Origin of the sequence: Microcoleus vaginatus HSN003, from assembly GCF_022701255.1 — a bacterium.
Taxonomy (GTDB): Bacteria; Cyanobacteriota; Cyanobacteriia; order Cyanobacteriales; family Microcoleaceae; genus Microcoleus; species Microcoleus vaginatus_B.
Genome location: NZ_CP031705.1, coordinates 4413244 through 4437364, shown reverse-complemented (window position 1 = coordinate 4437364; position 24121 = coordinate 4413244). Strand labels below are relative to the sequence as shown.

Below are 24121 nucleotides of genomic sequence, written 5' to 3'. Positions count from 1 at the left end.
CTACAAGAATTACACAAATCATTTAGGATTGCTATAGATAAGAACCTGTCAAATAACCCTTATAAGTTTGTAGTGATATCAATTCCGGCGCAGGCCGGAATGATATCAAATCCGCGCTTCATCGTCGGGCGTAAAGTCGAATCAACCAACAAATAATTCGCGCAATTTTCATTTTTTTGACTTACAGTCAACAGTCAACAGTCAACAATGATTCCGGTGTAACCGGAATTGATATGACAGCTTACTGCCAAACAAACACTTTCGCTTCGTATTCCGGCAAGTCAATCATAATATTATGATCGCCAGATTCAATATCATAATTCCCTGTCCATTCGTGCCAAGTTCCGTTTGCCGGGAAGTTGGGCACGCTGTAACCTGCTAGATAATTTTCCGACATATTCGCCACTACTACAACTCTCGAACCTTCATCGTTCCAGCGAGTGTAAGCAAAAACTTTTGAGTCGGGGTCTTCGTGGAAAAAGTCGATATTTTCTGTGTAAAGTGCTTGGTTATTTTTACGCAGGTGAATTAAGCCTTTGTAGTATTCCCACAAACTTTTATTTAGGTCATTTCCTAGCAGCGTCCAGTCAATTTTAGATTGCTCGATTGTTTTGCCTTTGTATTCGCCAAATTCTTCGCCCATCCAAATCAGCGGCACGCCAACTGCTGTCATTAACAGTACGGTTCCCAACTTCGCCCGCTTGAATGCTGCTTCATCCAAAATTCCCCGATCGCCCAATTCGGCAAAAACGCGATCGTGGTCGTGATTACTCAAATAATTGACTACATTCGTAGCACCCAAGAAACCTTGCCGCTTGCAGTCGATTACCTCTTTGAGCCGTTCTAAATCAAAATTGTCCCCGCAGAGTTGTGGAATTATGGAGTGATAGAAACTGTCGTGCCAGCAGGCGTCCATCGGCCCGTCTACATTCGTGATGCTGGGATTTTCGGGAATGTATTCGGCAACGGTATAAAATGGTTTGGGGCCGGCGACACTTTTGGCTTCTTGAACGATCCAGTGCATGAAATCGTAGTTAGCAATTTGTCGCGCCGCGTCGAAACGAATGCCGTCGAGATGATATTCTTGAATCCAGAAGCGGACTGTATCGCCAGCAAATTGGCGTGCGGGGAAAGTTCCTAAGTTTTCGTCATAGAATTCGTAGTTAAATTCCGGGCCCCAATTGTTGTCTGGATCGCGGGGTTCGTGGTGAAACCAATAATCGTGATCGATTTGAGTGAGGGGGCTCGATGCTTCCGCGTGGTTGTAAATCCCGTCCATGATGATGCGAATACCGCGCCCGTGACACTCGTCTATCAGGTTTTTGAGTTCTTCGGTGGTTCCGTAGCTGGACTCGGCAGCGAAGAAGTAGCGGGGGTTGTAGCCCCAACTGTAGTCGCCTGGGTACTCTTTGAGGGGCATGAGTTCGATCGCGTTGATGCCGAGTTCGACGAGGTAATCGAGTTTTTCGACGACGTGCTTGTACTTGCCGCGGGCTAGGGGATCGGCTTCGCCGCCGGAAAAGTCAGCAACGTGCATTTCGTAAATCACTAATTCCCGATCGGCTGGTAGCGGTTTGTCATCGTGTTTCCAGACGTAGGTATCGACAATGCGATCGCCGTCTTTGATCCGAACAAGGCCGTTTTGACTAGGATCGTCAATGTCAGTCGCGTAGGGATCGACCACATCTACCCACTGATCCGCTTCCACAAACCAGCTTTTCGACTGAACGCGAAATTTGTATTGATAAACGCCATCCTCCAAGTCAACTCGCGTGCGGAAATAACCTTCTTCGTCTTTTTCCATGGGAATCTCTTCCCAATTAGAAAAAGAGCCAATCAAGGCAGCTCCTTTGTTGTAGGGAGCAAATAACTTGAATTCAATTGGAGCGGGCATAATACCTCTTTCTAAAATATTTCAGTAGCAGTTGATACTTTTAATTTCGCAAATTTAAGCGAACTCAGCATCGCTCTGCGGATATAATTTCTTTAAGGCTTAACTATTCCTAAAAGTATCGTAACCTGGCCTCTGGCTGCGCCTTTTATGAAGTGAGATCGCGCAATATTGGCAGTGCCAGCGAAATTTCTCTAACTGGGGATCGCTCAACAATAAGTATTAGTAATAGGATAGTTTTTTAGTATCTATCTTAAGGTATATTTAGTTTTTAAAATATTTAAAAAAATATCTGTACTGGGATAGATGCTGATTTCCACTTTATCCCTTTTTTCACAACAAACAATTGCTCGGCGGGTACACACTGCTTACCCTAATTTTTGGCTAACAATTAGTCAGTAGGTGTGCACTGCACACCCTAAATCAATGGTCGTAAGGTGCGCCCAGCGCACCCTACTTTTAACTTGATTTTGCCTGATGATTAAGGCTTCATCCAACCAAGCCAGAACGCAGGGCGAGAACAGCAGCCTGAGTGCGGTCATCAGCACACAACTTGTTCAAAATATTGCGGACGTGAGTCTTGACTGTACCGACAGTAATGTAAAGCTTTTCGGCTATGGCAGCATTGCTGTAACCCTGGACGATCAGTTCCAAAACCTCTAATTCCCGTTCGGTTAAAGGGTAAGTCTCAATAATGTGGCTAAACTCGGGTTCGGCAGCCTTAATTGTGACTCTTTTGCCCTCAGCCTTCGGTTCTTCCGGGGTGGCTTCCTGAGTGCGAGCTTGTTTCAGGACGATACGGGCGATCGCCGGATCGATCCAAGAGTTACCTTCGTGAGTTACTTTTACTACATCTAATAACTGATCGAAGCTAATATCTTTCATGCAGTAAGAGTCAGCTCCGGCGGCAAAAGCTGCCAGAACTTCTTCTTCATTGTCCTGAAAAGTCAGAATCAAAATTTTGGTATCCGGATCAGACTCCGCTACGGATTTTTTGAACTTTTGTGTAAGTTCAATGCCATCAAAATCAGGCAACCCAATATCTACAATTGCCACGTCAGGTTTTGAAGACTGAAGCAGTTTCAATCCCTCTGTAGCGTTAGCTGCATCGCCGACAACTTCTATAGTGTCACGCTGTTGTAAAGCTGTGCGGATGCCGACTCTTGTCAGGTCATGGTCTTCTATCAAAGCAACGCGAATTTTACTCATCTTTCTTCCAATAGTCCGCTAAACTTTTAAAATATCGTTCGTCAACTCACTCAGTCAAACTGAGTAAATGTGAGAATGTGTCCTGATTTATGGTTTGACAGGCCGCACATCATTTTTAAGCATACTCATGCAGCCGCCAAGAAAGCAAGTTAATTTTTAAGTTATTTTGCGGCGATGTCTGCACGAGCCTTGATCGGGACAGGTAAGCTCTCAATGTTTCAACAGTTTAACTGAATTATCTCATTGTCCGCCCCTTGATAGAGGTAAAGATACCACTACCCCGATAAGTTTAAAGTATAAAAAATTTTGACGCACTTGGGCAGTCAAAATCAATAAAGCTAGCAGCACGAGTCGAGAGCCGGTGTTAGGGCTCTAGTTCACTGCTTATTTATAAAACCAGTTATGACTCCCTATCACGGCAATAAGTCATTTCCCTCGGAGTTTTCCGACCCGGAAATAGTACACAAAGTATCTGAAATAACATCCCCCCAGCAGCAAGTTTGTGAGTGCGAAACTCACGACGCTTGCCTGTGGTCGGCAACTCCTCACATAATTTGGAAAGCCTATCCCGACGGCTGGGTGACTTATTTAGGTGAGCGCTGGGAGGAATATACGGGGGTACCAGCAGCAGCAGCTTTGGGTTTTGGCTATCTGGCGCAGATCCACCCAGAAGACCGTCCTCGTCTTTTGGCGAGATCGCACTCTTCTAAGTCCCCGCCACCAAGTTACGAAATTATATTTCGTCTGCGGACACGAGAGGGCGCTTACCGCTGGAATCTGGCCAGAGCAACCCCCGCTAATCCAGAAAGTCAGGAAGTTTTGGAATGGGTGGGAACGTACACAGATATGGACGCGATTCAACAAACTCAAGTTGATCCTCAAGCAGGACCAGAATTTTTGCCCCATCAAGCGCACTCGGAAGCCAACTTCACAGCAGAAAAGTTGTGCGAAGCCGGGACTGTAAGGGACGGAGGGCGGCAGTTGCAGGCGCTCGATCGCTTTACAAATCTGTTGAGCCAGCGCCGGGGTAACTTGGGTCAGTTGTTGCAATCCATTGCGGACGCGACTTTAGAGGCGATCGCAGGAGCTGAATTTTGCCTAGTTGCTCTCCTGGAGTGCGATTGCAGCGGCCTCAAACTCACCGCTGTCGGGGGTACGGAAAACTTTGCTGAGGGCCAAACCCCGCACGTGCAGAACAAGCTGCTGTGGAAAGCATTTGCGACGGGAGAGTCTGTACTGTGGCGGTCGGAGTGTGGCGAGGGCGGGCTGCCGGCGGCGGCCTGTGCAGCGGCGATCGAGTCGGGGGAAAGCGGGCGTTTGGGTGTGTTGGCGATCGGCAACGGGAAAGACACTAAGGCGATTGACGCCCATACTCAGCAACTGCTAGCGGTGATGGGAAAACAAGCTGCGATCGCGATTAACAGCGCGCGGGCGATCGAAAAATTAAAAAAGCAGGAACAGCTTTTAGACTTGCAAAACGAGCTGCTAATTCGTCAGCAGGAAGAACTGGAAAATCAGGGGCGACGCATTCAACAGCAAAAAGTGCAATTGCTAGAAGCAGCCAAGTTAAAATCGCAATTTTTGGGCATCATGTCCCACGAATTGCGAACTCCCATGAATTCGATTATCGGCTTTTCCCAATTGCTGCTGCGCCAGCACAAACAACTGCTGACGCGCCAGCAAACAGAAATGGTGGGGCGCATTTTACATAACGGCAAAAATCTACTACTGCTAATTAACGATATCCTCGACCTCTCCAAAATCGAGAGTGGCGGCACAGAATTAAAAACTGAAAAATTTGATTTAGCGCATTTAGTAATGGATGTCGCCCTGGAATTCGGAAATCAAGCCACCGAGAAGAATGTGGCCATGTCCGTCAGCGTGTCCTTGCAGAATCAGTTTATAGTTAATGACAAGTTGCGCTTGCGGCAAATTTTGGTCAATCTCGTTTCCAACGCGGTTAAATTCACACATGAGGGCAGCATTTGCATTGAGGTGCGGGAATTAAATTGCGATCGGCTAATTCTCACCGTTCGGGATACAGGAATCGGCATCTGTGAAACCGATCTTCCCCACATTTTCGACAAATTCCGCCAAGGCGACCAAACAACAACTCGCCAATACGCAGGCACCGGTTTAGGACTAGCTATTTGTGCCTCTTTAGTCAAGATGATCGACGGCACAATTACTGCCGAAAGTCAACCTAAAAAAGGTTCGACATTTCGGATGGAATTCCCGCGAAAAGTTTGCCCTAAAAAACTCAGTGGCTGACTGAAAACCTTTTTTCTAGAACTTCTGAAAAATAGGGATATATATAGATTAGAGCTCTTGCAAACATCCTTTTCATCAGTTGATGGAACGAGCAAAATGCCCATCCCACAAGAGTTATTTTTTCTTGTGGGATGGGCCGGAGAGCCCGTCCTAATTATTTTTTTGCAAGAGGTCTATTATAGGGCAATACGCTTGGGTTAAAACTGTTTATTCCTAGGAGATCCCCCTCGCATCCCCCTTAAGAAGGGGGACTGTGAGTAAGTTCTTGTCCCCCCCTTCTTAAGGGGGGCTAGGGGGGATCGGGCTTAACTGAACCGTATTGTATTATAGGGGAGCATCTGTATGAAAACGCCCAGAACTAAGTCTGGCGCGGGGTGCTTCGACTTTTAATAATTGGTATAAGATTGATGATTAAAGTTCTTGCAAAAGTCAAATTCACCCCCCGCAAGTCCCCCCTTATTAAGGGAGGAACAAGAATAATCCTGCCTCCTCTCCTCCTCTTGAATCAGGAGAGTGTTCCCGATAGGGTGAGTGAAGTGAATGTAGTTCACTCTGTTGAAATGTGCTGTCGCAAGACTTTGTTAAACGGGTATTATATTTACAGGAAATTGCTGCTCTCAAGAGTGATGTAATAGTCATGGCGAGCGATTGTTTTGCGATCGCTCGCCATGACACCCTATACTTCTGCAACTAAAAAAAGCAAGTATTAAAACCGGATTTAGTATACAAACCTGCGGACACAATGAGGTTTATTTATGTCGGCTAATCAGAGAAAATCTGGTTTTATATCGTTTCCAGTTGCATCGGAATAATAAAATCGAGTCAACAGTTAACACTCAACTATTCAGTTTTTCGACCCCCGTCAACAGTCAACAGTCAACAGTCAACAGTCAACAATCATGTATGAGTGCAACCGGAATTGATATTAATGTCTCCTTTATTCTTCAGTCTGCGGATGACGTAGGGCGAAGATCAGTCTATCCGCAGGCTGGGCTTGACTCTCTGCAGCGGTTTGAACCGCCGAGTCTTCTCTAAAGACTAGAAGTTTTCCCTACTTCCGCCTGAGTAGCAATTGGTTTAACATCGGTGTAGCCCATATTATTAGCTACGTCGCGCAGCACTGTAATTTGCTGTTCAAACTCAAGACCTTCAATTTGACCCAACACGCCATTGACCGCCTCAGTTGCCTCATATCCTTCGGGGATATCGACAATTGTTTCTCCCATACCAATAGCCCAAGCATACCAAACCACCAACTGATTGTTAGCAGTTAAAGCTCCGTAAGCGTGAGAATACGGCGTGTCGTCGCGGTTGACAATACCGCGCATTATATTCAGTTGTTGGTCATGGGAAAGCTTGTAAAAATCATCAAGCAGCATGGGAGCTAATTGTGGGTCGGCCGCAGCGGGAGCGGCTGGTGTAACTGAATCTCCCATTTTTTCATAAACAAAGTAGAGCAACGCCAGTTTTTCATCTGTACCCAACCCGTTGATTGCCTGAACGATGTTTTGAGTGTCGTTGGAGAGAGAGTGAGGATTGGTCGCGGCGGGTGAGTTCATAAATAAAATTCCTTAAAAATGTTTCCAGAATATATAAATATCAAGATTTGTAAGTGCAAGTCACCATCCCCGAGAGGTAATACGATTTTAGTTTTTAGATTTTAGATTTTAGATAAAACCATGGGGAATGGCTGAGTATGTATGGGTTTGGAGCTTGCCTAAATTTACATTATTTTAAGAAACTGGTGTAAGGTTGAGCCACTACCCTAGAATAAATCATCCTTAAGATAGAAGCCAACGATACATCTGCGGGTAGATGAAAAAGCCTGGGATTCAAGTAATAATTGATACAGTGAATTGTTAAATAAAACTAGCAAGGAGTCGGCTATGTCTGAAATCAATAATACAGAAGTCAATAACACTGAAAACTTTGAGGCTCAGCAGATCACTGAAAGCGCGGAAGCTGGAGAACAAAAGTTGCCGACCGTTGATGTATCCGCAGACTACGAAGCTTCAAAAGAATTCAGCGTTAGTGACATCGATCGCACGGGTGCCGGCGCCGAAGCCGCAGCCGCTGCAACTGCACCTAAATTTGATATTCCCGCTCCTACAGAGATCCCACTGCCGGCAGATTCAAGCGGCAATCCCGATGCTTTTCGTTCGATGGCTCACGACATTACGCCTTCTGGTACACCGGGCGAAGTTACCGACGATTTGATCCAGAAAGCGCTCGATCTTGGTACTCCTGGCAGTTAATTTAGAAATTCTCCATCCTCGATGCAAAACCTCTGTATTGTAGGGTGCTTATGGCGCGCCTTACCCCTCTAATTCGCGCGTCAACTCACTTTTTGCATAAATAACTCCTGAATGGTCAAGTGAGTGCACGATAAGCTGCAATACAGTAGGGACACAACATTGTTGTGTCCTTAAACCGTTAGTTTTAAGTGTCCCTAATCGCTTAATTTTAAGTCGATCGCCCGACCAATTTTGCCGACAGTGCGATCGCCCAAAATTTCAATTACTAAATCCACTCGATCGCCCTCCTCAACCATCGACTTAATAAATAACTCGGGATGCAGCGCTTTCCAGAAATATTCGACAAACCGATTAATTTCGGCCTCTGACATTCCCGACTTCCCCGCCGCCATCATTTCCCGTTCCGCCTGATTGCGCCACACTTGAGAAATGCGATAATCTTCGGGATACAAAACCATCAACCGATCTAATCGGTTCCACAGCGGCAGATACTCGTACAGCTTCGCATTCATATCGCGCGCAAACTGACAGTCGCTTTCTGTGGAAATCGGAAACGGTGTACCCGCCAAAAACTCGTTTAATTTGGCATCAACCACCGGATTCACGCCGACAAACCAACCTTCAAAAAGTACAATATCCGCACCGGAAATAATTTCGGGTTGACTTCTATCTCCTGCACCTCCATAGGCTGATTTGTCAAACCTGGGGATTTCTATATTTTTATTAATTAAATCCGGTTTGAGGGCATCAGATTTGGGATTGTCAACTGCTGCTAAATTGTGAGTTTTAGAACCCCGCAACTTGTCTAAAACTGCGATTCCCAAGTCAATATCGTGAGTGCCGGGGGGGCCGCGCCAAATTAAACGCGGGTCTGCTTTTTGGAGTTGTTGGCGATCGGCATAAGTCTTGTAAAGATCGTCTAAAGAAAGGCTGACAGTAGAATATCCCAATTTTCCCAGAATCAGCGTCAAAACTTGGCATAAAGTAGTTTTTCCCGTTCCTTGCCCTCCTAAAATTCCGTGAATTAAAGGACGGTTTAAACTTTGTTTGGCAGCCGATAATTGCATGGCCAGCGGCAGCCAAAGATTCCACAAAGTTTCTAGAAAAACACTTGACTTTAGCGGGAAAGTATGCAGTTCGTCAAGAATAGAAAAGAATAAATCGGTTTTGCAGCGGACAACATCGGCTACATTGTCGGGAGTAATGCCAAAAGCGCGCGCTCGCAGATCATCTGCCAGTTCCCAAAAAGCCAGGTGATCGAAGTCGGGAGCGATGGGGCGATCCTCTTCGAGGGCTTCGCTAACGCCCGCTTGCCACCGATGTAAAATTTCAACAGGAGTTACAGTCGATCGATCCATCTTCTCAAAACTCTTGATGCCAGAGCGGGTTTTGTACAAATCCTATCTGCAATTGACAAATATTTGACCTCACTCAAAACGGATACAAGCCCCAACTCCGGTCGTGGAGAGTTCAAAACTTCCGACCCTAGTTCAAATTAAGATTTTTTTAAGAACAGGTTTATATAAATACTATCTACAGCAGACAAATATTTCACCATTTTTCACGAGCCAAGTTTGAAAGCCTCCACAAATAAATTGTAAGTCACGCCAATTTTCAGAGCATTGAGCATATCCACCCAAAAAGAACCTGCTACAGGCCGCGGGCCGGCGTAAACCAGCCAGTTGGCGAACTCCGTCAACAACACCAACAGCCCGGCCGCGATAATATCCCAATCTGCAGATTGTCCGGTGATTGTCGAAATAGCTGTTCCCAAAAAAGTGCCGAACAGCAGGCTAATTAGCAGGAGCGAAATCCGTCGCCAAGGATTTTTCAGCCAGCCTCGGAGGCGATCGCCCAGAACATCAATTAATCTGTTAATTCGGGTATTCTGCATAAAAGTTATACGATTTGAGATTTGAGATTTGAGATTTGAGATGCGGAATGACTGATGACTATTGGGGTTGGCAGTACGGGCCTATAGTGGTACTCTTTTTTTCAACGGGTCTTAAAAGCTAAACCGATGAGTAAACAAATGCCCCTCCCGACCAACTCCAAATTCTTACCGGGGTCAGTATCTCGCCATCTAAAATCTAAAATTTAACATCTAAGATGGTACTAAGCGATCGCGGACTTATAGCCGAGAACGGTCAAGGAATTAAGTGTAACTGTATCTTGTGGCACAGCGGCCCCGGGTTTTACATTAAAAATAGTTAAGACTACTTTCGGGGGCAGCCTATCCTTTAATCCTAAAATTTATGAATCTTAAAATTTACCAGATCATAATTGGAGTGTGGATCGTCCTAATTACAGGAATGTTTTTAGGACGTTTTGAAATCACTATCTCCAACGGTTCAAATCAGTCGAGCGATTGGCCCTCACAAGCCACCGCCCATCCCCGCACACCCCCGGTTCCCCCAGTCCCGACAGCTTCTGCAGGCACCGCCAGCGAGCCCAAGCCCGACTCAACACCAACCCCCCCAGATCCAGAGGAGGAATTGGTTTCCTCAATCCCTATAAATGTTAAGGCCTCCGGCCTTTTGCGCGTCAGCAACCGCAGCGAACACCCAGTGCGAGTGGCCCTGCTGTCGAAGCGGCAAGCCAAGGAATCCTACGGCAAACCCGCGCACTGGGATTTTGCGCCGGGGGAAGGCGGCGGCAAGGGACTGATGCTATCGCTGCCGGAGGGCAAGTTACAAGTCAAACGGGGAGACATTCTGGTGGTTTTTGCTCAGGATGGTTCTCGCCGCTACTGGGGGCCTTTCGTCGCCGGGGAGACATCCTCGCCGGCTTGGAACAGCAAAGCCAGAGAATGGCAATTAATTTTGCAGCCGTGAACGCTTAGCTGCTGGTGCCGAGATTTTGGTCGGGAAAGCAGGTTTATACGGTCTTGTTGAGAATGGTGCCGCTATGGGAGGTTAAACTCACATAGCGGCATCATTATAAAGAACAGGCAAGATGCCTGTTCCACAAAGAGTGAATTTTCTTGTGGGGAGTACGGGTTGGGCAGGAGATCCCGCCCATGAAAGCCTTGTTGAGAATGGTGCAACATCTCTGTTTAACTCACATCTTGCACCATTCTCAGGAACAGGCAAGATGCCTGTTCCACAAAGAGTGAATTTTCTTGTGGAACAGGCATCTTGCCTGTTCATACAAAGCTTATTGAGAATGGTGCAAGATCTCTGTTTAACCGGATTCGATCGAGTTGGGAGTTTCGAGAATGCGAATCTTTCGGTAGACTCTCTATGCGAGCTAAAATTTTAAATCTAAAATCGCAGGAAGTTTGGGTGAAGGAAGTTATTAAAAATTTGTCAGAGTTTAGGAAGCGCCCGATTGCACCAAAGCTGCTGTCGCTGTTGTGGCTGTGCGCGATCGCCTGGGTAGGTTTCTTGTGGAATCTCGGCAACATCGGTTTAGTTGACGAAACGGAACCGTTGTTTGCCGAAGCCGCCCGTCAAATGACGCTGACAGGGCATTGGATCACCCCTTATTTCAACGGCGAAACCAGGTTTGACAAGCCGCCGTTGATTTACTGGCTGATGGCGGTGGCTTACCGCACTCTGGGCGTTAACGAATGGGCCGTGCGTCTTCCCTCGGCTTTGTGCGCGATCGGTCTGACTTGCCTCGGATTTTATACCTTATCGAAGGAAGAAGGAAGAAGGAAGAAGGAAGAAGGAAGACAGAATGAGGAAGAAGGAAAGTCTCCCCCCTCGGACACTCCCCCCCTCGGACACTCCCTCAATCTCCCAATCTTTTTTTCTACTCCTTGGATTGGTGCGGCCCTAATAGCTTTAAATCCCCAAACTATTGCCTGGGGACGGACTGGCGTTTCAGATATGCTATTAGTCGGCTGTATGTGTTCGGCACTCCTCGCATTTTTCCTCGGTTACACTCTAGAAGAACAGAGAGAACAAGCAGAATTTTCCACCGTTTCTGCTTCCCGATTTCCTAATAAGTGGTATCTGACTTTTTACGTACTAATTGCCTTAGCAATTCTGGCTAAGGGGCCTGTGGGAATTGTCGTGCCAGCGCTGATTGTTGGCAGCTTCGGGCTGTATTTGGGAAATTTTCGACAACTTTGGCGCGAAATGCGTCCGGTGTCGGGAATCTTGATTATTCTGGCGATCGCCCTGCCGTGGTACATTTTCGTTATTTTAGCCAACGGTCAAACTTATATTGACAGCTTTTTTGGCTATCACAATTTCCAGCGTTTTACCGGAGTAGTCAACAAGCACTCCGCGCCTTGGTATTTTTACTTTTTTGTAGTGCTAGTTGGTTTTGCACCGTGGTCGATTTATTTGCCCGTGGCGATCGCCCGCACCCGTTTTTGGCAGCGCAGTTACTGGCGTCGTCAACCGCGATCGGCTCAGTTGAGTTTATTTGCCCTATTTTGGTTCGGCTGCATCTTTGGCTTTTTCACGATCGCCGTGACCAAATTGCCCAGTTATGTATTGCCTTTAATCCCCGCCGCTGCGATTTTGGTAACGCTGCTGTGGAGCGATATTATTGCAGGTAACGAACCCGATAACAGGCGGATAAAGTTAGAAAAAAAACCGAATTCTTTACCGCGAGGGCTGTTAGCTACATACATTTTCAATGTCGTATTTTTATTAATTATAGCCGGAGCAACTTTCTACTGCTACAACTGGCTGGGAGACGACCCGGCAATGCCCAATTTTCCCCAAGCAATTCAGCAGTCGGGATTGCTGATTGTCGGCGGTACGATTTGGATAATTACAGCGGTGGCGATCGCACTTTTACTCTGGAAGCGGCAACAGCGCTGGATTTTGGTTGCTAACCTCATCGGGTTAGTAGCATTTATCATCTTTGGTCTTACTCCCGCCTACAAAGTGGTCGATATCAACCGCCAGTTACCTCTGAGACAGTTAGCGCAGGTTGCGGTTCAACAAAAACTGCCGGGGGAAGAGTTTATTATGGTTGGTTTCTGGAAACCAAGTCTGGTTTTTTATACCCAAGAGCCGGTGACTTACTACCGAGCTGTCAGAAGCGCGATCGACTACATTAAGGAATCTAAAAACCCAACTTCTCCCTCTATTTTGCTGCTGGGATATCCAGAGAAATTTGTGCAATTAGGATTGCAGCCAAATCAATATCAATTGTTGGACAGTCGGGGTGCTTACCAACTCGCCAGGGTTCCGAGAACAGCGTTTCGATAGTGTATTGTACTGCGAGCGCGGTGAGCCGATATATATGGTCTTTTATAGGGGCAATCCCCCGTGGTTGCCCGTGAATCGCTCGATGGTGCGTCCAGGACTGCAAAAGCTATAATCTACTCACTACCTAAAACCCTAAGCTCGGAGCCTACAATGGTTTCAATTCTCAACAAACCCTCCTCATTAATCCATGAGATTTGCATTGAAAAAGTCGATGGCTGGAAGTTGTTCAAATTTAGTGAATCGCTCCAACAGCGCATGGAACAATTGTTAGAGAAGAAAAAGGCAGATCAACTAATGGCAGAAGAGGCAGCGGAACTCGACGCCATTGGGGAATTAGATCGCATCTTTACCCATATCAATGCAATGATGGTGGCTGAAGATGTCAATCAGCGAGCCGACGATATAGAAAGTTTTGGTTAGCCACGCCCTTCAATGTATCCCTTGACAAGTTGGGTAAAAGCTAATACCTCAAGCATTAAGTAAGTGAATAAATTAGCTATTAAAAATGATTTATTCACTTGGCTTTTTTCCATTTCTTTTACTTCCCAACTCCCTATTAATAATTCTAGGTAAACGGAAAAGAAAAACATAGGAATGAGTGTCATCATAATTTCCAACGGCAGAAATGGAAAAGAACCAGGCTGTACAGGCACGGTTGTGTGGAAGACGATATGTCCAATAAACGCCCCAATACATAGGATAATAAAACCTCCCCCAATCGTCGATATGATATTTGTTATAAAAGCAATAAAAGATGCTTTTAGGATACTGAGCTTGAGTAGCTTTTTGTGAATATAAGCTTCTATTATGATAATGGGAATGACCAAAATAATTTGATATAAAACACTCTGAGTGAATAGTGGAATCCCTGCATTTGCGAGATATAGAGATGTATTTAAGTACATGGAAAAGCTAGTAGAAAACATAGAAGTGGGTTTTCCGTAGTTATTAATGATGAGAATTAGCCTAGCATTTGTTTGACCTACCCTCAACTTGCCTGAAACAAGGGATAATGGATAGGATGCCATTTTCATTGTAAAAGTGTGGTAGCCATGACTGAGTTACTCGAACGTGCGATCGCCAAGTTGAAAACATTGTCTGCCAGCGAGCAAGATGCCCTCGCTTCAATGATTCTGGAAGAACTTGAAGACGAGAGGCGCTGGGATCAAGCATTCTCCCGTTCCCCAGATGCTCTTGCTAAACTCGCAGCGACCGCAATGGCTGAGTATCGTGCAGGCAAAACCCAAGAACTCGATCCAGAAACATTGTGAAGTCAAGCACTACAACCGAGTTCCGTAGATTATTTGCTGATTTACCCGAACAAGTTCAACAGCAGACACGCGGGGCGTATCGCCAGTTCAAGGAAGACCCAAGTCATCCAAGCCTGCGTTTCAAGAAGGTGCATCCAGACTTACCAATCTACTCAGCCCGAATTACCAAAAACTATCGAGCAGTTGGTCAGTTGGATGGAGACACTGTAATCTGGTTTTGGGTTGGTTCACACGCAGAGTACGACAAGTTTCTGGGGCAGTTGTAGCAGTGTCTACAGCCAGCCAATATCAATTAGAAAAGTGTATTTAGACAAGTGGAAAATTATGATCCCAATTAATGAAGATCAACAGCAGTTGCAACAGTCGATCGCTCCCATGATTCAGTCACTTCAACCGATCGCGATCGCAGGACACACTAGCAATCCAGTGTTATTATCTGACTCTGACTCCGCATCTGTGCAGGAGACACTGTATCTTCTCTCAGTGCCGGGGATGCGGGAATCAATTCGGGAAGGAGTGGCAACGCCGATCGAGGATTGCGATCGCTCTTTGGAGTGGTGAGGAGAGCCGACCATACGTGCAATAATCAGCCATATTCTCTGGTACGCGATCGCCTGAACCTATGGATGCGCTAATCGGCAAAACTTTACAGGGTGGAAAGTACACCCTCGAACAAGAATTGGGCCGCGGCGGCTTTGGAATAACTTTCAGGGCAAATCACCGCTATTTAGGACAGCCTGTAGTCATTAAAACCCTCAACGAATCTCTGCGGCAGCAACCCAATTTTGCTGAGTTCGATCGCAAGTTTCAAGACGAAGCGAGGCGGTTGGCTTCCTGCGTTCATCCGAATATTGTGCGCGTCAGCGATTTCTTTGTGGAAGACGGCCAGCCTTACATGGTGATGGACTACATAGCCGGTCAGAACTTGGGCGATGTAGTCGGTTCAAATAATCCGCTACCAGAAAATCTTGCAATTCTCTACATCACTCAAATTGGCGCTGCTTTAAAAGTTGTTCATCAAAAGGGTTTGCTGCACCGAGATGTCAAGCCACAAAACATTCTTTTGCGCCAAGGTACTCAGGAAGTCGTGCTGATTGATTTTGGCATAGCCCGCGAGTTTACTCCCGGTGCAACCCAAAGTCACACTAATATGGTGTCCGACGGCTACGCGCCGCCAGAACAGTATTTCGCCCAAGGAAAATATACGCCCGCCACAGATGTTTATGGTATGGCGGCGACGCTTTACACTTTACTGACAGCACAAGTGCCGGTGGCTGCAATTTTGCGTACCAGCCAGCCGATGCCTTCGCCCCGCGACTTGCGGCCTCAGCTAAGTGCGGCTGTCAGCTCTGGGGTGATGCGGGGGATGACGGTAGAAGCTCAAAATCGCCCTGCTACCGTGGATGAGTGGCTGTCGCTGCTGCATGGGCAGCCTCTTGGTGCAGCGTCGCCGAGCACCGGGCCGACGGTGGCGGTGATTCCGGGACACGGGTTTCAGTCGCCTGCGGGTTCGAGAACAGCGCCTGCTGTGGTGCCTTCAGGGAACAACAACCGCAAGGTTTGGTGGATTTTGGGGTTCGTGGCGATCGCACTTATTGTTGCAGGTTTGGTCGGGATTGCTAGGGTTTTCCTCAACCGGCCGTCTTCAGAACCCGCACCGGTGGCCCAGGACGATCGCACTTCGGCCCCTGTAGATCCAGACGCGCGCTCCAGCCCCGCACCAATTCCCGCGCCCACACCAACGCCAGCACCGACTCCCAGAGAAACTCCGCCGTCGGCTGCTGAAACTCCAGCGCCGGATGCTGAAACTCCAGCGCCGGATGCTGAAACTCCAACACCAGCCCCAGCGCCAACACCAGCGCCTTCTCCCGAGGCTGTCGAACCCACACCAACAGAAAAACTTGTTGACAAAGAGTTGCCGCCCGATCGATCGCCCGCACCCAGCGAACAAGCGGGAACCAATTATCAGAAGACTCCCACAATCCCTGGGTATGCCGTTGGTACGGCGGAAAGTCAGATTTTATCCGAATTGGGAGAACCCACTGACTCTCAAGCGCAGGGCTATTGGCCAAATACTCGCACCGCACTTTACGAAATATTGCCCAATCGGATTACTCTCGGCTACATTTACGATCGCGATTCGGGCGAGCTAGTACAAACAGAGGGTTCTTTTGCCCCGTCGGTGGACGATTTGGTAGTGCGAACCGCGTTAAACGGGATGGTGGGCGGCGCTAGCCGGGAGATTTTGCAAGGCTTGGGCGACGTGCAGCAGCGCCGAAGTAATCGGTTTACGTTTAGGAAGGGTTCGCTGGAAGGGACGATCGAACGCAACGAGCGCGATCGGATTTACATCGGCGTCTGGGACGACAACTTGCATTAAACTTGGCAGCGGTGACATCCTGCACCCTTGTCAATAAACCTGGGCAATATGCCCACCCCACAGGAAAACTCAACTCTTGTGGAACAGGCCCGAAAGCCTGTTCAAGAAAATGGTGCAAGATGTAAATATTCCCGACTCAGCTTTGTGCCAAAATCGAAAATCCAAAATCCAAAATCCAAAATCGACTTGACGGAACACGAAATATTGTCTATGATTAAAGAACACACGAGGGGCTGTAATGGTTTCGACAGGGTGGCGAAAGCTGCTCCGTGATGCAGGTCGAGAGGGAGTCTACTCTCGTTAATATCGGCTCAAAAAAAATAGTAAATGCGAACAACATCGTTCCTTTCGCTCGCAAAGCCGTAGCTGTAGCCTAAAAACTTCTTGAGCTTGGTTTAGAGTGTATGCCACCTCACTCCGTTAACGGTAGCATAACAACCCCCAACGGATGCCCTAGCTAAACGTTTCTAGTCGGCTAGCTGGGAAAGCAATTACTAGAAAATCCCCCCATTTGGGATAAAGATGGTTCCCGCCCTGAGGATTAGAGGGGATAAACCTGTGAACGATCGGAAGGTAAATACCCGCTTTGGACGGCAGTTCGATTCTGCCCAGTTCCATAAAAGAAGTGACGTAAAATCAATGGTTTAAACCATTTGAAAGGCACTTTAAAGCATCAAAAGGGCCCAGAGTTAACTCTGGGCCCTTTTGTTTGGCCTATATCTGACTTATAGCTGAGTCTAGATCCCCCTCGCATCCCAGGGCTGTTTCATTCTCAGGAAAATCATGGTTTTGTAGGGGTAGTGCCCCCGTGCCTACCCCCCACCGACGCTCGAATGGCCGTTTCAGGCATCGGGGCAACCACGGGGGGTTTGCCCCTACAGATATTGTTTCCCCCTGTTATTAAGAAGGGCTAGGAGGGAGCGAGGTTGGAGACACGAGAGTACGTAAATCCAGATTGATTTCTTACTCAAAATCGATCGGACACTCAACAGTCAACAGCCAACCGTCAACCGTCAACCGTCAACCGTCAACCATCAAACATAAATTACCAACCTATTAGCTACGCTGCAGGCTCATATAATTAGAACTTCACCCTGTCTGTGCGTTCTTGGAGCCTGTCGGGCGATATACTATTAGGCGGTAAAGCATTAAAAATCTTTACAAAGACCCCGATTTCTAAGCCTACTCCTACAAAGGACGGGTGAAAAATTATATGCTGATCGCTCAAAAGCTGGACAAATGAACCCAGGAATTGACTTACAAGGAAGTTTCGTAGAAGCCCTCATGAATTGGGGCTTACCGGCGGACATCGCCCAAGTGCTTTGGCTACCACTGCCAATGGTGCTGATGATTGTCGCTGCCGTTTTCGGGGTACTCACTAGCGTCTGGCTGGAACGGAAAATTTCCGCCGCCGCTCAACAGCGGGTAGGCCCGGAATTCATCGGCCCTCTGGGAGTTTTAGCACCCGTTGCTGACGGTCTGAAGTTGGTATTCAAAGAAGACATTGTACCGGCAAAAGCTGACGCGCTACTATTTACCCTAGGCCCGGTAATTGTGGTGATTCCAGTTTTTCTCTCCTACTTAATCGTGCCATTCGGAGAGCATATGCTGATCGCCGATATGGGGACAGCGATATTTCTGTGGATTGCCCTGTCTAGCATTCAGCCGATCGGCTTGCTGATGTCCGGCTATGCTTCAAACAACAAATACGCCCTCCTAGGTGGACTCAGAGCAGCCGCTCAATCCATCAGCTACGAAATTCCCCTAGCTTTGGCAGTATTGGCAGTTGTGATGATGTCCAACAGCCTCAGTACGATCGACATCGTACACCAGCAAGCCGACTACGGCATTCTCGGCTGGAATATCTGGCGACAACCCGCAGGTTTCCTGATTTTCTGGATCTCAGCACTAGCAGAATGCGAACGGTTGCCCTTTGACCTCCCGGAAGCAGAAGAAGAATTGGTAGCAGGATATCAGACTGAGTACTCGGGCATGAAATTTGCCTTGTACTATATCGCTTCCTACGTTAACCTCGTCCTTTCTTGCCTGCTAGTAGCAGTTTTGTACCTCGGCGGCTGGGAATGCCCGATTCCTGTCGAAGTGCTCACAAATGCCCTGGGATTGAGCGAGACGACTCCTTGGTTGCAGGTAATTACTGGCTTGCTGGGCATTACGATGACCATGTTGAAAGCCTACTTTTTCCTGTTTCTGGCAGTTCTGCTCCGCTGGACTCTGCCGCGAGTTCGGATCGACCAATTGCTAGATTTGGGATGGAAGTTTTTACTTCCCGTTGCTCTAGTTAATTTGCTATTGACCGCAGCTTTGAAACTTGCCTTTCCCTTTGCTTTTGGCGGTTAATTAATAATAGGTAAAGGGCAACAGCTAAACAAAAATAGCTGTTAACCAATTACCTATTATCAATTAGCAATTACCAAAAACTCAAGTACAGAGAGAGAACACCATGCTAAAATTCCTCAATCAAGTAGGCGAATACGCCAAAGAGACTCTTCAAGCTGCTAAGTATATCGGTCAAGGTCTAGGTGTTACTTTTGACCACATGAGACGCCGACCGATTACGGTGCAGTATCCTTACGAGAAACTAATTCCTTCCGAACGTTTTCGGGGGAGAATTCACTTTGAATTTGACAAGTGCATCTCCTGCGAAGTCTGCGTTCGGGTGTGTCCGATCAATTTGCCTGTGGTGGATTGGGAATTTAACAAAGAAACTAAGAAGAAACAGCTCAAGCACTACAGTATAGATTTCGGAGTGTGTATCTTCTGCGGCAACTGCGTAGAATATTGTCCGACTAATTGTTTGTCCATGACAGAAGAATACGAGTTAGCCACCTACGAACGTCACGAACTGAATTTTGACAACGTAGCCCTCGGACGTTTACCTTACAAGGTTACAGATGACCCGATGGTGACACCGCTGCGGGAATTCGCTTATTTGCCGAAAGGTGTGATTAACCCTCATGAAGTTCCCAGCAGCGATCGGCGCGCAGGTCTACCTTCAGAGGAAATTCTCGAAAAGTAGGTAATTAGTCATTAGTCAGTAGTCATCAGTCATTAGTGAAATAACCAATTATTAATGACTGCTAACTAATGAGTAAAAACGAACAATAGAAAACTAATGATTGAGGATAAAAAATTGTGAATCTAGCTGAAGGGGTTCAAATTGTTTCATTTGGCATACTATCCGTAATGATGATTGGAGGAGCATTAGGAGTAGTGCTGTTCTCCAATATCGTTTACTCAGCATTTTTGCTGTGCGGCGTATTTACCAGCATTGCCGGCTTGTACCTGTTGCTGAATGCTGATTTTGTAGCAGCCGCGCAGGTATTGATTTATGTTGGTGCTGTTAACGTCTTGATTTTGTTTGCCATCATGCTAGTAAACAAGCGAGAAGATTTCCGCATAATTCCCAACGCTTGGGTGCGTCAAATAGCAACAGCAGTAGTTTGCGTAGGCTTATTTGCGCTTTTGGGTACGATGGTGGTGTCTACTCCTTGGGCTATTGTCGCAACGACAGGAGCACCGGCCGAAAGTTCGATCGTCACTATCGCCAAACATTTCTTCACCGACTTTTTGCTGCCTTTCGAGTTAGCATCAGTGTTTTTGTTGATGGCAATGGTAGGGGCAATTGTGTTGGCGCGCCGTGATTTTTTCCCGGATGAACTGTTGTCAAAGAAGCTATCCGAAACACCTGCTTTGAGTTTGCCGGAAAGACCTCGCGAATTAGTTTCTGCCGGAGATGTGTCTTCGCCAGAATCTAAGTAATATTATGGTGCGCTAAGCGCACCATAGTGTTAGTTTTGTAGTAACTTTAGATTGAGACAAAATCGCAAAATTTATGCAACTGCAACTCCAGTATTTCCTGTTATTAGCCGCCGCACTTTTCTGTATTGGTATTTACGGTTTGATTACCAGCAGAAATGCAGTGCGCGTGTTGATGTCGATCGAGTTGATGCTGAATGCTGTCAATCTCAATTTGATGGGTTTCTCCAATTATCTCGACCCTGTACAAATTAAGGGCCAAGTATTTACCGTGTTTGTAGTTACGGTAGCGGCGGCTGAAGCGGCGGTGGGTTTGGCAATTGTTTTGGCGATTTATCGCAACCGCAATACCGTAGACATGGAAGAATTTAACTTGCTGAAGTGGTAATTAATCAATAGTCATCAGTCATCAGTCATCAGTAATTAGCGACAAACTAATGCAGATTAAAGACTGATGACTAAGGACTAAGAACTAAGAACTAAGAACTCATGACTAATGACTTCTAGTAATTTCTAGAGTAATTCTACCCCCGAAATCAGGGATGGGGGCAGCAGGTTTCGAGAGTTGTAGTTTAACTTTTTGGACTAACGGTAGTTGTAAAAGCGCTTGAGCAATAGTATCTGCTAGGCGTTCGATTAATAAAAATTTCGACTCTTGGACTAGCTTTTTAATCAAAGTAATTGCGCTGCGGTAATCAAGAGTATGTTCAATATCATCACTTTTTCCAGCTTGCGATAAATCGAGCCAGAGAGTAACATCCACTTCAAACCACTGCCCCAAAACTTGCTCTTCCGGCAGATAGCCGGTATATCCGTAACAGCGAATTCCTGTAAGTTGAATAGAATCCATTTTGCAATAAACTAAAAGTGCGTTGCCTATACCAATTTGTATTAAACCAGATAAAGTTATCTTTCTCTTCCCTCTCTTTTTTTGCCCTTTTCCTTCTCCCTTTGCGCTCTTGGCGCCCTCTGCGGTTCAATCACTCCTATTTTATCTTAAATTTCACAACTCTCCTCCTTTCTCCAACTTGTCCAATAAATCCTCAGCAACTTCATACCATTTCCGCCTAATTTCAGCATCTTCTGGCTTTTCTGTCAAGGTACGACCTTGGAATTCTGGATATTTATTGTAATATAATTCATCCACTTTTTGATAAAAAATATCTTGATTAATGTTGAGATTTTTGCGTCGTTGACCAATCTTTTCTTGACGAATTATTTCGGCTTGCTCTAAGGATGTATCGGGAGGTGGCTGGCGCGAAGAAAATTTAGGTAATTCCGGCAACTTGGGCAACGTGAAACCAGAGTTGACTACACTAAAAGCTAAAATTCCTGGCACCAAAATCACACTTAAACTGCCTAGGGTTTTCCAAGGAATTAAGTTGAATGTGCTGTTGTTATTAACAATTTGAGGATTTTGGTGAACAGGAGTATGATTATTGGTAGCAGTTTGAGTGGTGTTTTTGAAAGGGCGGCCGACAAAGTTCATTGTCACCATTTGGGAAATTATATTGCCAATGTGAGAGAGTTTTGGATCTTTGAGTGCTTCGCGGACTGCTTTTGCAGATTGGTAGCGATCGCCCGGTTGTTCTGCTAACATCCGATCCAATACGCTGGCTAAATTTGGGCTGACACTGACGTGCGATCGCCAATCCCAAGTTTTATTATTGATATCGTACAATTTTTGAGGCTTTTTGCCGCTTAGCAGTACCAAAGCCGTGACGGCTAAAGCGTACAAATCGCTAGCAGCAGAAACTTTACCCAGCCGCATTTGTTCGGCCGGCGAATAACCCTGTTTCCCGATCGCCGTATCCGATTGTCCGTTAAACTGAAGTACGGCATTGGCTGCGATTTGTTTGACTGAACCGAAATCAATTAAAAAGGGTAGTTTGTCAGCGTCATGCTGAATAATATTATCCGGGGAAATATCGCGGTGAATTAAATTTTTTGAGTGGATGTATTCTAAAACCGGTAAAAGCTGAAATAGCAGTTGAGTAACTTCGGCTTCGGTAAAATTTTTACCTTGCTGCTGGCGCGATATCAATATTTCTTCATAGGTTTGACCCTTGATATAATCTTGCACTAAAAATAAAGATGGATTCCCGCCCAAATCCGTTCGCAGGAGTTCTCGAAATCTTGGAATTTGCGGGTGTTGGAGGTGGTAAAGCATACTCGCTTCGCGATCGAACAATTCGGCAGCTTTCGGGCTATGAACTACCGGAGAAAACTCTTTGAGTACGCAAGATTCGTTGTAGCGGTTGATGTCTTCGGCGAGGTAAGTGCGCCCGAAGCCACCACGGCCTAATTCGCGGAGAATGCGGTAGCGTTTTTCGAGAGTCGAACCGGGGGCGAGGAGGGAGGAGTTAGACATAAACCACGGCAAATTGTTCGAGTTGGGGAGTCGCCGAGCACAGTATAGCTTATTGTAGCTAAGTTTGTTTGAATGTCAGGGCGATCGCTTTTTTTGGGATGGATGAAAAAGGAGGGACACTTTGCTTAAGATTCACTATCTACAGGCTATTGGGTGGGTTTTACCAGCCATCTATGTGGGAAACAAACAATAATATAACAGCGCACTCTTAAAATCATCCCAACTGCGATCGCGCTTATTCACCTACTTTTTCTCCTAACTTATGCTCTTTGAAAGCTTCTAACTGCTTTCTCTTTTAAAATTTAGGTAAAATGCGATTTCGATCGCCCTTCGGCCGTCATGGAAAAGGAAAAAGTGCAGAGGGTAAAAGGGTAAAGAAGAGTCCTCGCCGGGAAAACTAGGACGAGGAAGAAACCGCTACGCGAAAACCCCCGTACACCCTCCTACCGCCCTCCGAGACCAAGCAGCGATAGTCACTGCGGCAAAGGCCCGCGAAGTTAGCCCAACTGCCGCCACGCATCACTCGGTAATTATTTGTGGTTTCCCAGGAACTTCCGTCAGTTGGTGCGCCGTTATAGTTTTCGTGACACCTATCGCTGCACCATTGCCAAACATTGCCGTGCATATCGTACAGTCCAAAGGCATTGGGGGGAAAACTCCCGACATCGGTTGGTTGTTTCGAGTGGAGTGGTCTGTCGGGGTAGTCGTCCTCATAGTTGACTAATTGCCGGGTAATGGTTTCCCCAAAATGAAATAGGGTTGTTGTACCCGCACGACAGGCATATTCCCATTCTGCTTCACTCAGGAGGCGATATTTTTTCCCCGTTTGTTGCGAGAGTCGATCGCAGAATTCGACGGCCTCATCCCACGATACTTGTACAGGACGTTTTTCAAATTTTAACCACGATGGGTTGTTTCCCATCAGTGCTTGCCACTGTCCTCGGGTGATGGAATATTTGCCTGCAAAAAAAGCGGGTACTCTTACTTGATGCTGCGGACTTTCCTTATCTCTTCTATATTTATCTCTTGCTGGGCAACCCATCATAAATGTGCCGCCGGGAATATAAACCATTTCCTGTACACTTCCATTCCCTAAGTCTTCGGGGAAGAAGTGAGCATAATGACGGCGGCGACTGTTTTCTTTTCCTTGAGCATTTACTGTTATTACATCAAACTCATAATTAGGCAAATATTTTTGGAACTGCCCTTTTAAATTTAATTCATCTCTATCCTTGAGCAGCGAATAGGCTGCAAATCTCACCGCGATTGATTCATCTTGCAGTGCCCCAATTATTAATTCTAAACCTGGCTCTCCATATTTCAGCGCTTCAGACAGTGCAGCAATTTTAACCTCAACAATGGGAGAAGCTAACCGACTTTTAACGCCGGGAATCCCGCCTAAAACGGCTGCCGACAATGGCACTTGAGATTCACCACCAAGGACAGCATCGTATTCTCTGGGTTGATTTGGATTTTCTGTCATAATCGGGACTTAGGTAAGTGTCACAGTTCTATCGAGTTG

At 46.5% G+C, this 24121-nt stretch carries 23 protein-coding genes and 1 other RNA gene; 15 read left to right on the top strand and 9 right to left on the bottom strand.

The features are described from left to right. Window positions 1–241: 241 nt before the first annotated feature. Both D0A37_RS19240 and D0A37_RS19235 read right to left on the bottom strand, forming a co-directional pair. Entirely contained in the window at window positions 242–1894 is a 1653-nt protein-coding gene (locus D0A37_RS19240; protein ID WP_242716747.1) for an alpha-amylase family glycosyl hydrolase, read from the bottom strand. Window positions 1895–2380: 486 nt separating this feature from the next. Then, window positions 2381–3100 carry a response regulator gene (locus D0A37_RS19235; protein ID WP_242716745.1) on the bottom strand — a complete coding sequence of 240 codons (720 nt, stop codon included), beginning with the start codon at window positions 3098–3100 and terminating at the stop codon, window positions 2381–2383. A 402-nt stretch (window positions 3101–3502) separates the two neighbouring features. Between D0A37_RS19235 and D0A37_RS19230 the strand changes: the two genes are divergently transcribed. Beyond that, window positions 3503–5371 carry an ATP-binding protein gene (locus tag D0A37_RS19230; protein ID WP_242716743.1) on the top strand — a complete coding sequence of 623 codons (1869 nt, stop codon included), beginning with the start codon at window positions 3503–3505 and terminating at the stop codon, window positions 5369–5371. A 1031-nt stretch (window positions 5372–6402) separates the two neighbouring features. On the opposite strand, the gene D0A37_RS19225 is transcribed toward D0A37_RS19230, so the two are convergent. Continuing rightward, window positions 6403–6930, bottom strand: a complete 528-nt coding sequence (locus tag D0A37_RS19225) for an orange carotenoid protein N-terminal domain-containing protein (protein ID WP_242716741.1) — start codon at window positions 6928–6930, stop codon at window positions 6403–6405. Between the two features lie 327 nt (window positions 6931–7257). Between D0A37_RS19225 and D0A37_RS19220 the strand changes: the two genes are divergently transcribed. Then, window positions 7258–7626 (top strand): hypothetical protein, encoded by a 369-nt coding sequence (locus D0A37_RS19220; RefSeq protein WP_242716739.1) that lies wholly within the window; start codon window positions 7258–7260, stop codon window positions 7624–7626. A gap of 194 nt (window positions 7627–7820) precedes the next feature. On the opposite strand, the gene D0A37_RS19215 is transcribed toward D0A37_RS19220, so the two are convergent. Both D0A37_RS19215 and D0A37_RS19210 read right to left on the bottom strand, forming a co-directional pair. Next, entirely contained in the window at window positions 7821–8984 is a 1164-nt protein-coding gene (locus tag D0A37_RS19215; protein WP_242725625.1) for a glycerate kinase, read from the bottom strand. Window positions 8985–9187: 203 nt separating this feature from the next. After that, complete coding sequence (locus D0A37_RS19210) at window positions 9188–9520, bottom strand: DUF565 domain-containing protein (protein WP_242716737.1); 333 nt, start codon at window positions 9518–9520, stop codon at window positions 9188–9190. A gap of 361 nt (window positions 9521–9881) precedes the next feature. Here D0A37_RS19210 and D0A37_RS19205 point away from each other — a divergent pair, with 361 nt between their 5' ends. The 4 genes from D0A37_RS19205 (at window position 9882) to D0A37_RS19190 (ending at window position 13220) form a co-directional block, all read left to right on the top strand. Further along, window positions 9882–10460, top strand: a complete 579-nt coding sequence (locus D0A37_RS19205; protein WP_242716735.1) for a hypothetical protein — start codon at window positions 9882–9884, stop codon at window positions 10458–10460. A gap of 121 nt (window positions 10461–10581) precedes the next feature. Further along, a complete protein-coding gene (locus tag D0A37_RS19200) occupies window positions 10582–10887 on the top strand; it encodes a hypothetical protein (RefSeq protein WP_242716733.1) in 306 nt (101 codons plus the stop codon). Next, window positions 10869–12800, top strand: a complete 1932-nt coding sequence (locus tag D0A37_RS19195; RefSeq protein WP_242716731.1) for an ArnT family glycosyltransferase — start codon at window positions 10869–10871, stop codon at window positions 12798–12800. The genes D0A37_RS19200 and D0A37_RS19195 overlap by 19 nt, the downstream gene beginning before the upstream one ends. Window positions 12801–12950: 150 nt before the next feature. Further along, a complete protein-coding gene (locus D0A37_RS19190) occupies window positions 12951–13220 on the top strand; it encodes a hypothetical protein (protein ID WP_242716729.1) in 270 nt (89 codons plus the stop codon). On the opposite strand, the gene D0A37_RS19185 is transcribed toward D0A37_RS19190, so the two are convergent. Then, a complete protein-coding gene (locus D0A37_RS19185) occupies window positions 13217–13834 on the bottom strand; it encodes a hypothetical protein (RefSeq protein WP_242716727.1) in 618 nt (205 codons plus the stop codon). The genes D0A37_RS19190 and D0A37_RS19185 overlap by 4 nt on opposite strands. 18 nt (window positions 13835–13852) lie before the next feature. Here D0A37_RS19185 and D0A37_RS19180 point away from each other — a divergent pair, with 18 nt between their 5' ends. From D0A37_RS19180 to nuoK, 9 genes are all read left to right on the top strand, one after another. Further along, window positions 13853–14071, top strand: coding sequence for a hypothetical protein (locus D0A37_RS19180; RefSeq protein WP_242716725.1), 219 nt, complete (start codon window positions 13853–13855; stop codon window positions 14069–14071). Next, window positions 14068–14337, top strand: coding sequence for a ParE family toxin-like protein (locus D0A37_RS19175; RefSeq protein WP_242716723.1), 270 nt, complete (start codon window positions 14068–14070; stop codon window positions 14335–14337). The genes D0A37_RS19180 and D0A37_RS19175 overlap by 4 nt, the downstream gene beginning before the upstream one ends. A 58-nt stretch (window positions 14338–14395) precedes the next feature. Beyond that, on the top strand, window positions 14396–14632 hold the full coding sequence (locus tag D0A37_RS19170; protein WP_242716721.1) for a type II toxin-antitoxin system Phd/YefM family antitoxin: 237 nt from the start codon (window positions 14396–14398) through the stop codon (window positions 14630–14632). Window positions 14633–14693: 61 nt separating this feature from the next. Next, window positions 14694–16451: a serine/threonine protein kinase gene (locus tag D0A37_RS19165; protein ID WP_242716719.1), complete on the top strand. Its 1758-nt coding sequence runs from the start codon at window positions 14694–14696 to the stop codon at window positions 16449–16451. Between the two features lie 229 nt (window positions 16452–16680). Next, window positions 16681–17071: a transfer-messenger RNA gene (ssrA, locus tag D0A37_RS19160) on the top strand. A gap of 619 nt (window positions 17072–17690) precedes the next feature. Continuing rightward, window positions 17691–18809 carry an NADH-quinone oxidoreductase subunit NuoH gene (gene nuoH / locus D0A37_RS19155; RefSeq protein WP_242716717.1) on the top strand — a complete coding sequence of 373 codons (1119 nt, stop codon included), beginning with the start codon at window positions 17691–17693 and terminating at the stop codon, window positions 18807–18809. 103 nt (window positions 18810–18912) lie between these two features. Continuing rightward, a complete protein-coding gene (ndhI, locus tag D0A37_RS19150) occupies window positions 18913–19488 on the top strand; it encodes an NAD(P)H-quinone oxidoreductase subunit I (RefSeq protein ID WP_242716715.1) in 576 nt (191 codons plus the stop codon). Between the two features lie 116 nt (window positions 19489–19604). After that, window positions 19605–20231 carry an NADH-quinone oxidoreductase subunit J gene (locus D0A37_RS19145; RefSeq protein ID WP_242716714.1) on the top strand — a complete coding sequence of 209 codons (627 nt, stop codon included), beginning with the start codon at window positions 19605–19607 and terminating at the stop codon, window positions 20229–20231. 79 nt (window positions 20232–20310) lie between these two features. Continuing rightward, window positions 20311–20616: an NADH-quinone oxidoreductase subunit NuoK gene (gene nuoK / locus D0A37_RS19140; RefSeq protein WP_228042566.1), complete on the top strand. Its 306-nt coding sequence runs from the start codon at window positions 20311–20313 to the stop codon at window positions 20614–20616. A gap of 105 nt (window positions 20617–20721) precedes the next feature. Here nuoK and folB read toward each other — a convergent pair whose 3' ends face one another. From folB to D0A37_RS19125, 3 genes are all read right to left on the bottom strand, one after another. Further along, entirely contained in the window at window positions 20722–21078 is a 357-nt protein-coding gene (gene folB / locus D0A37_RS19135; RefSeq protein WP_242716713.1) for a dihydroneopterin aldolase, read from the bottom strand. Between the two features lie 153 nt (window positions 21079–21231). After that, entirely contained in the window at window positions 21232–22599 is a 1368-nt protein-coding gene (locus D0A37_RS19130; RefSeq protein WP_242716712.1) for a serine/threonine-protein kinase, read from the bottom strand. A gap of 397 nt (window positions 22600–22996) precedes the next feature. Next, window positions 22997–24082 (bottom strand): formylglycine-generating enzyme family protein, encoded by a 1086-nt coding sequence (locus D0A37_RS19125; RefSeq protein ID WP_242716711.1) that lies wholly within the window; start codon window positions 24080–24082, stop codon window positions 22997–22999. Window positions 24083–24121: the final 39 nt, after the last annotated feature.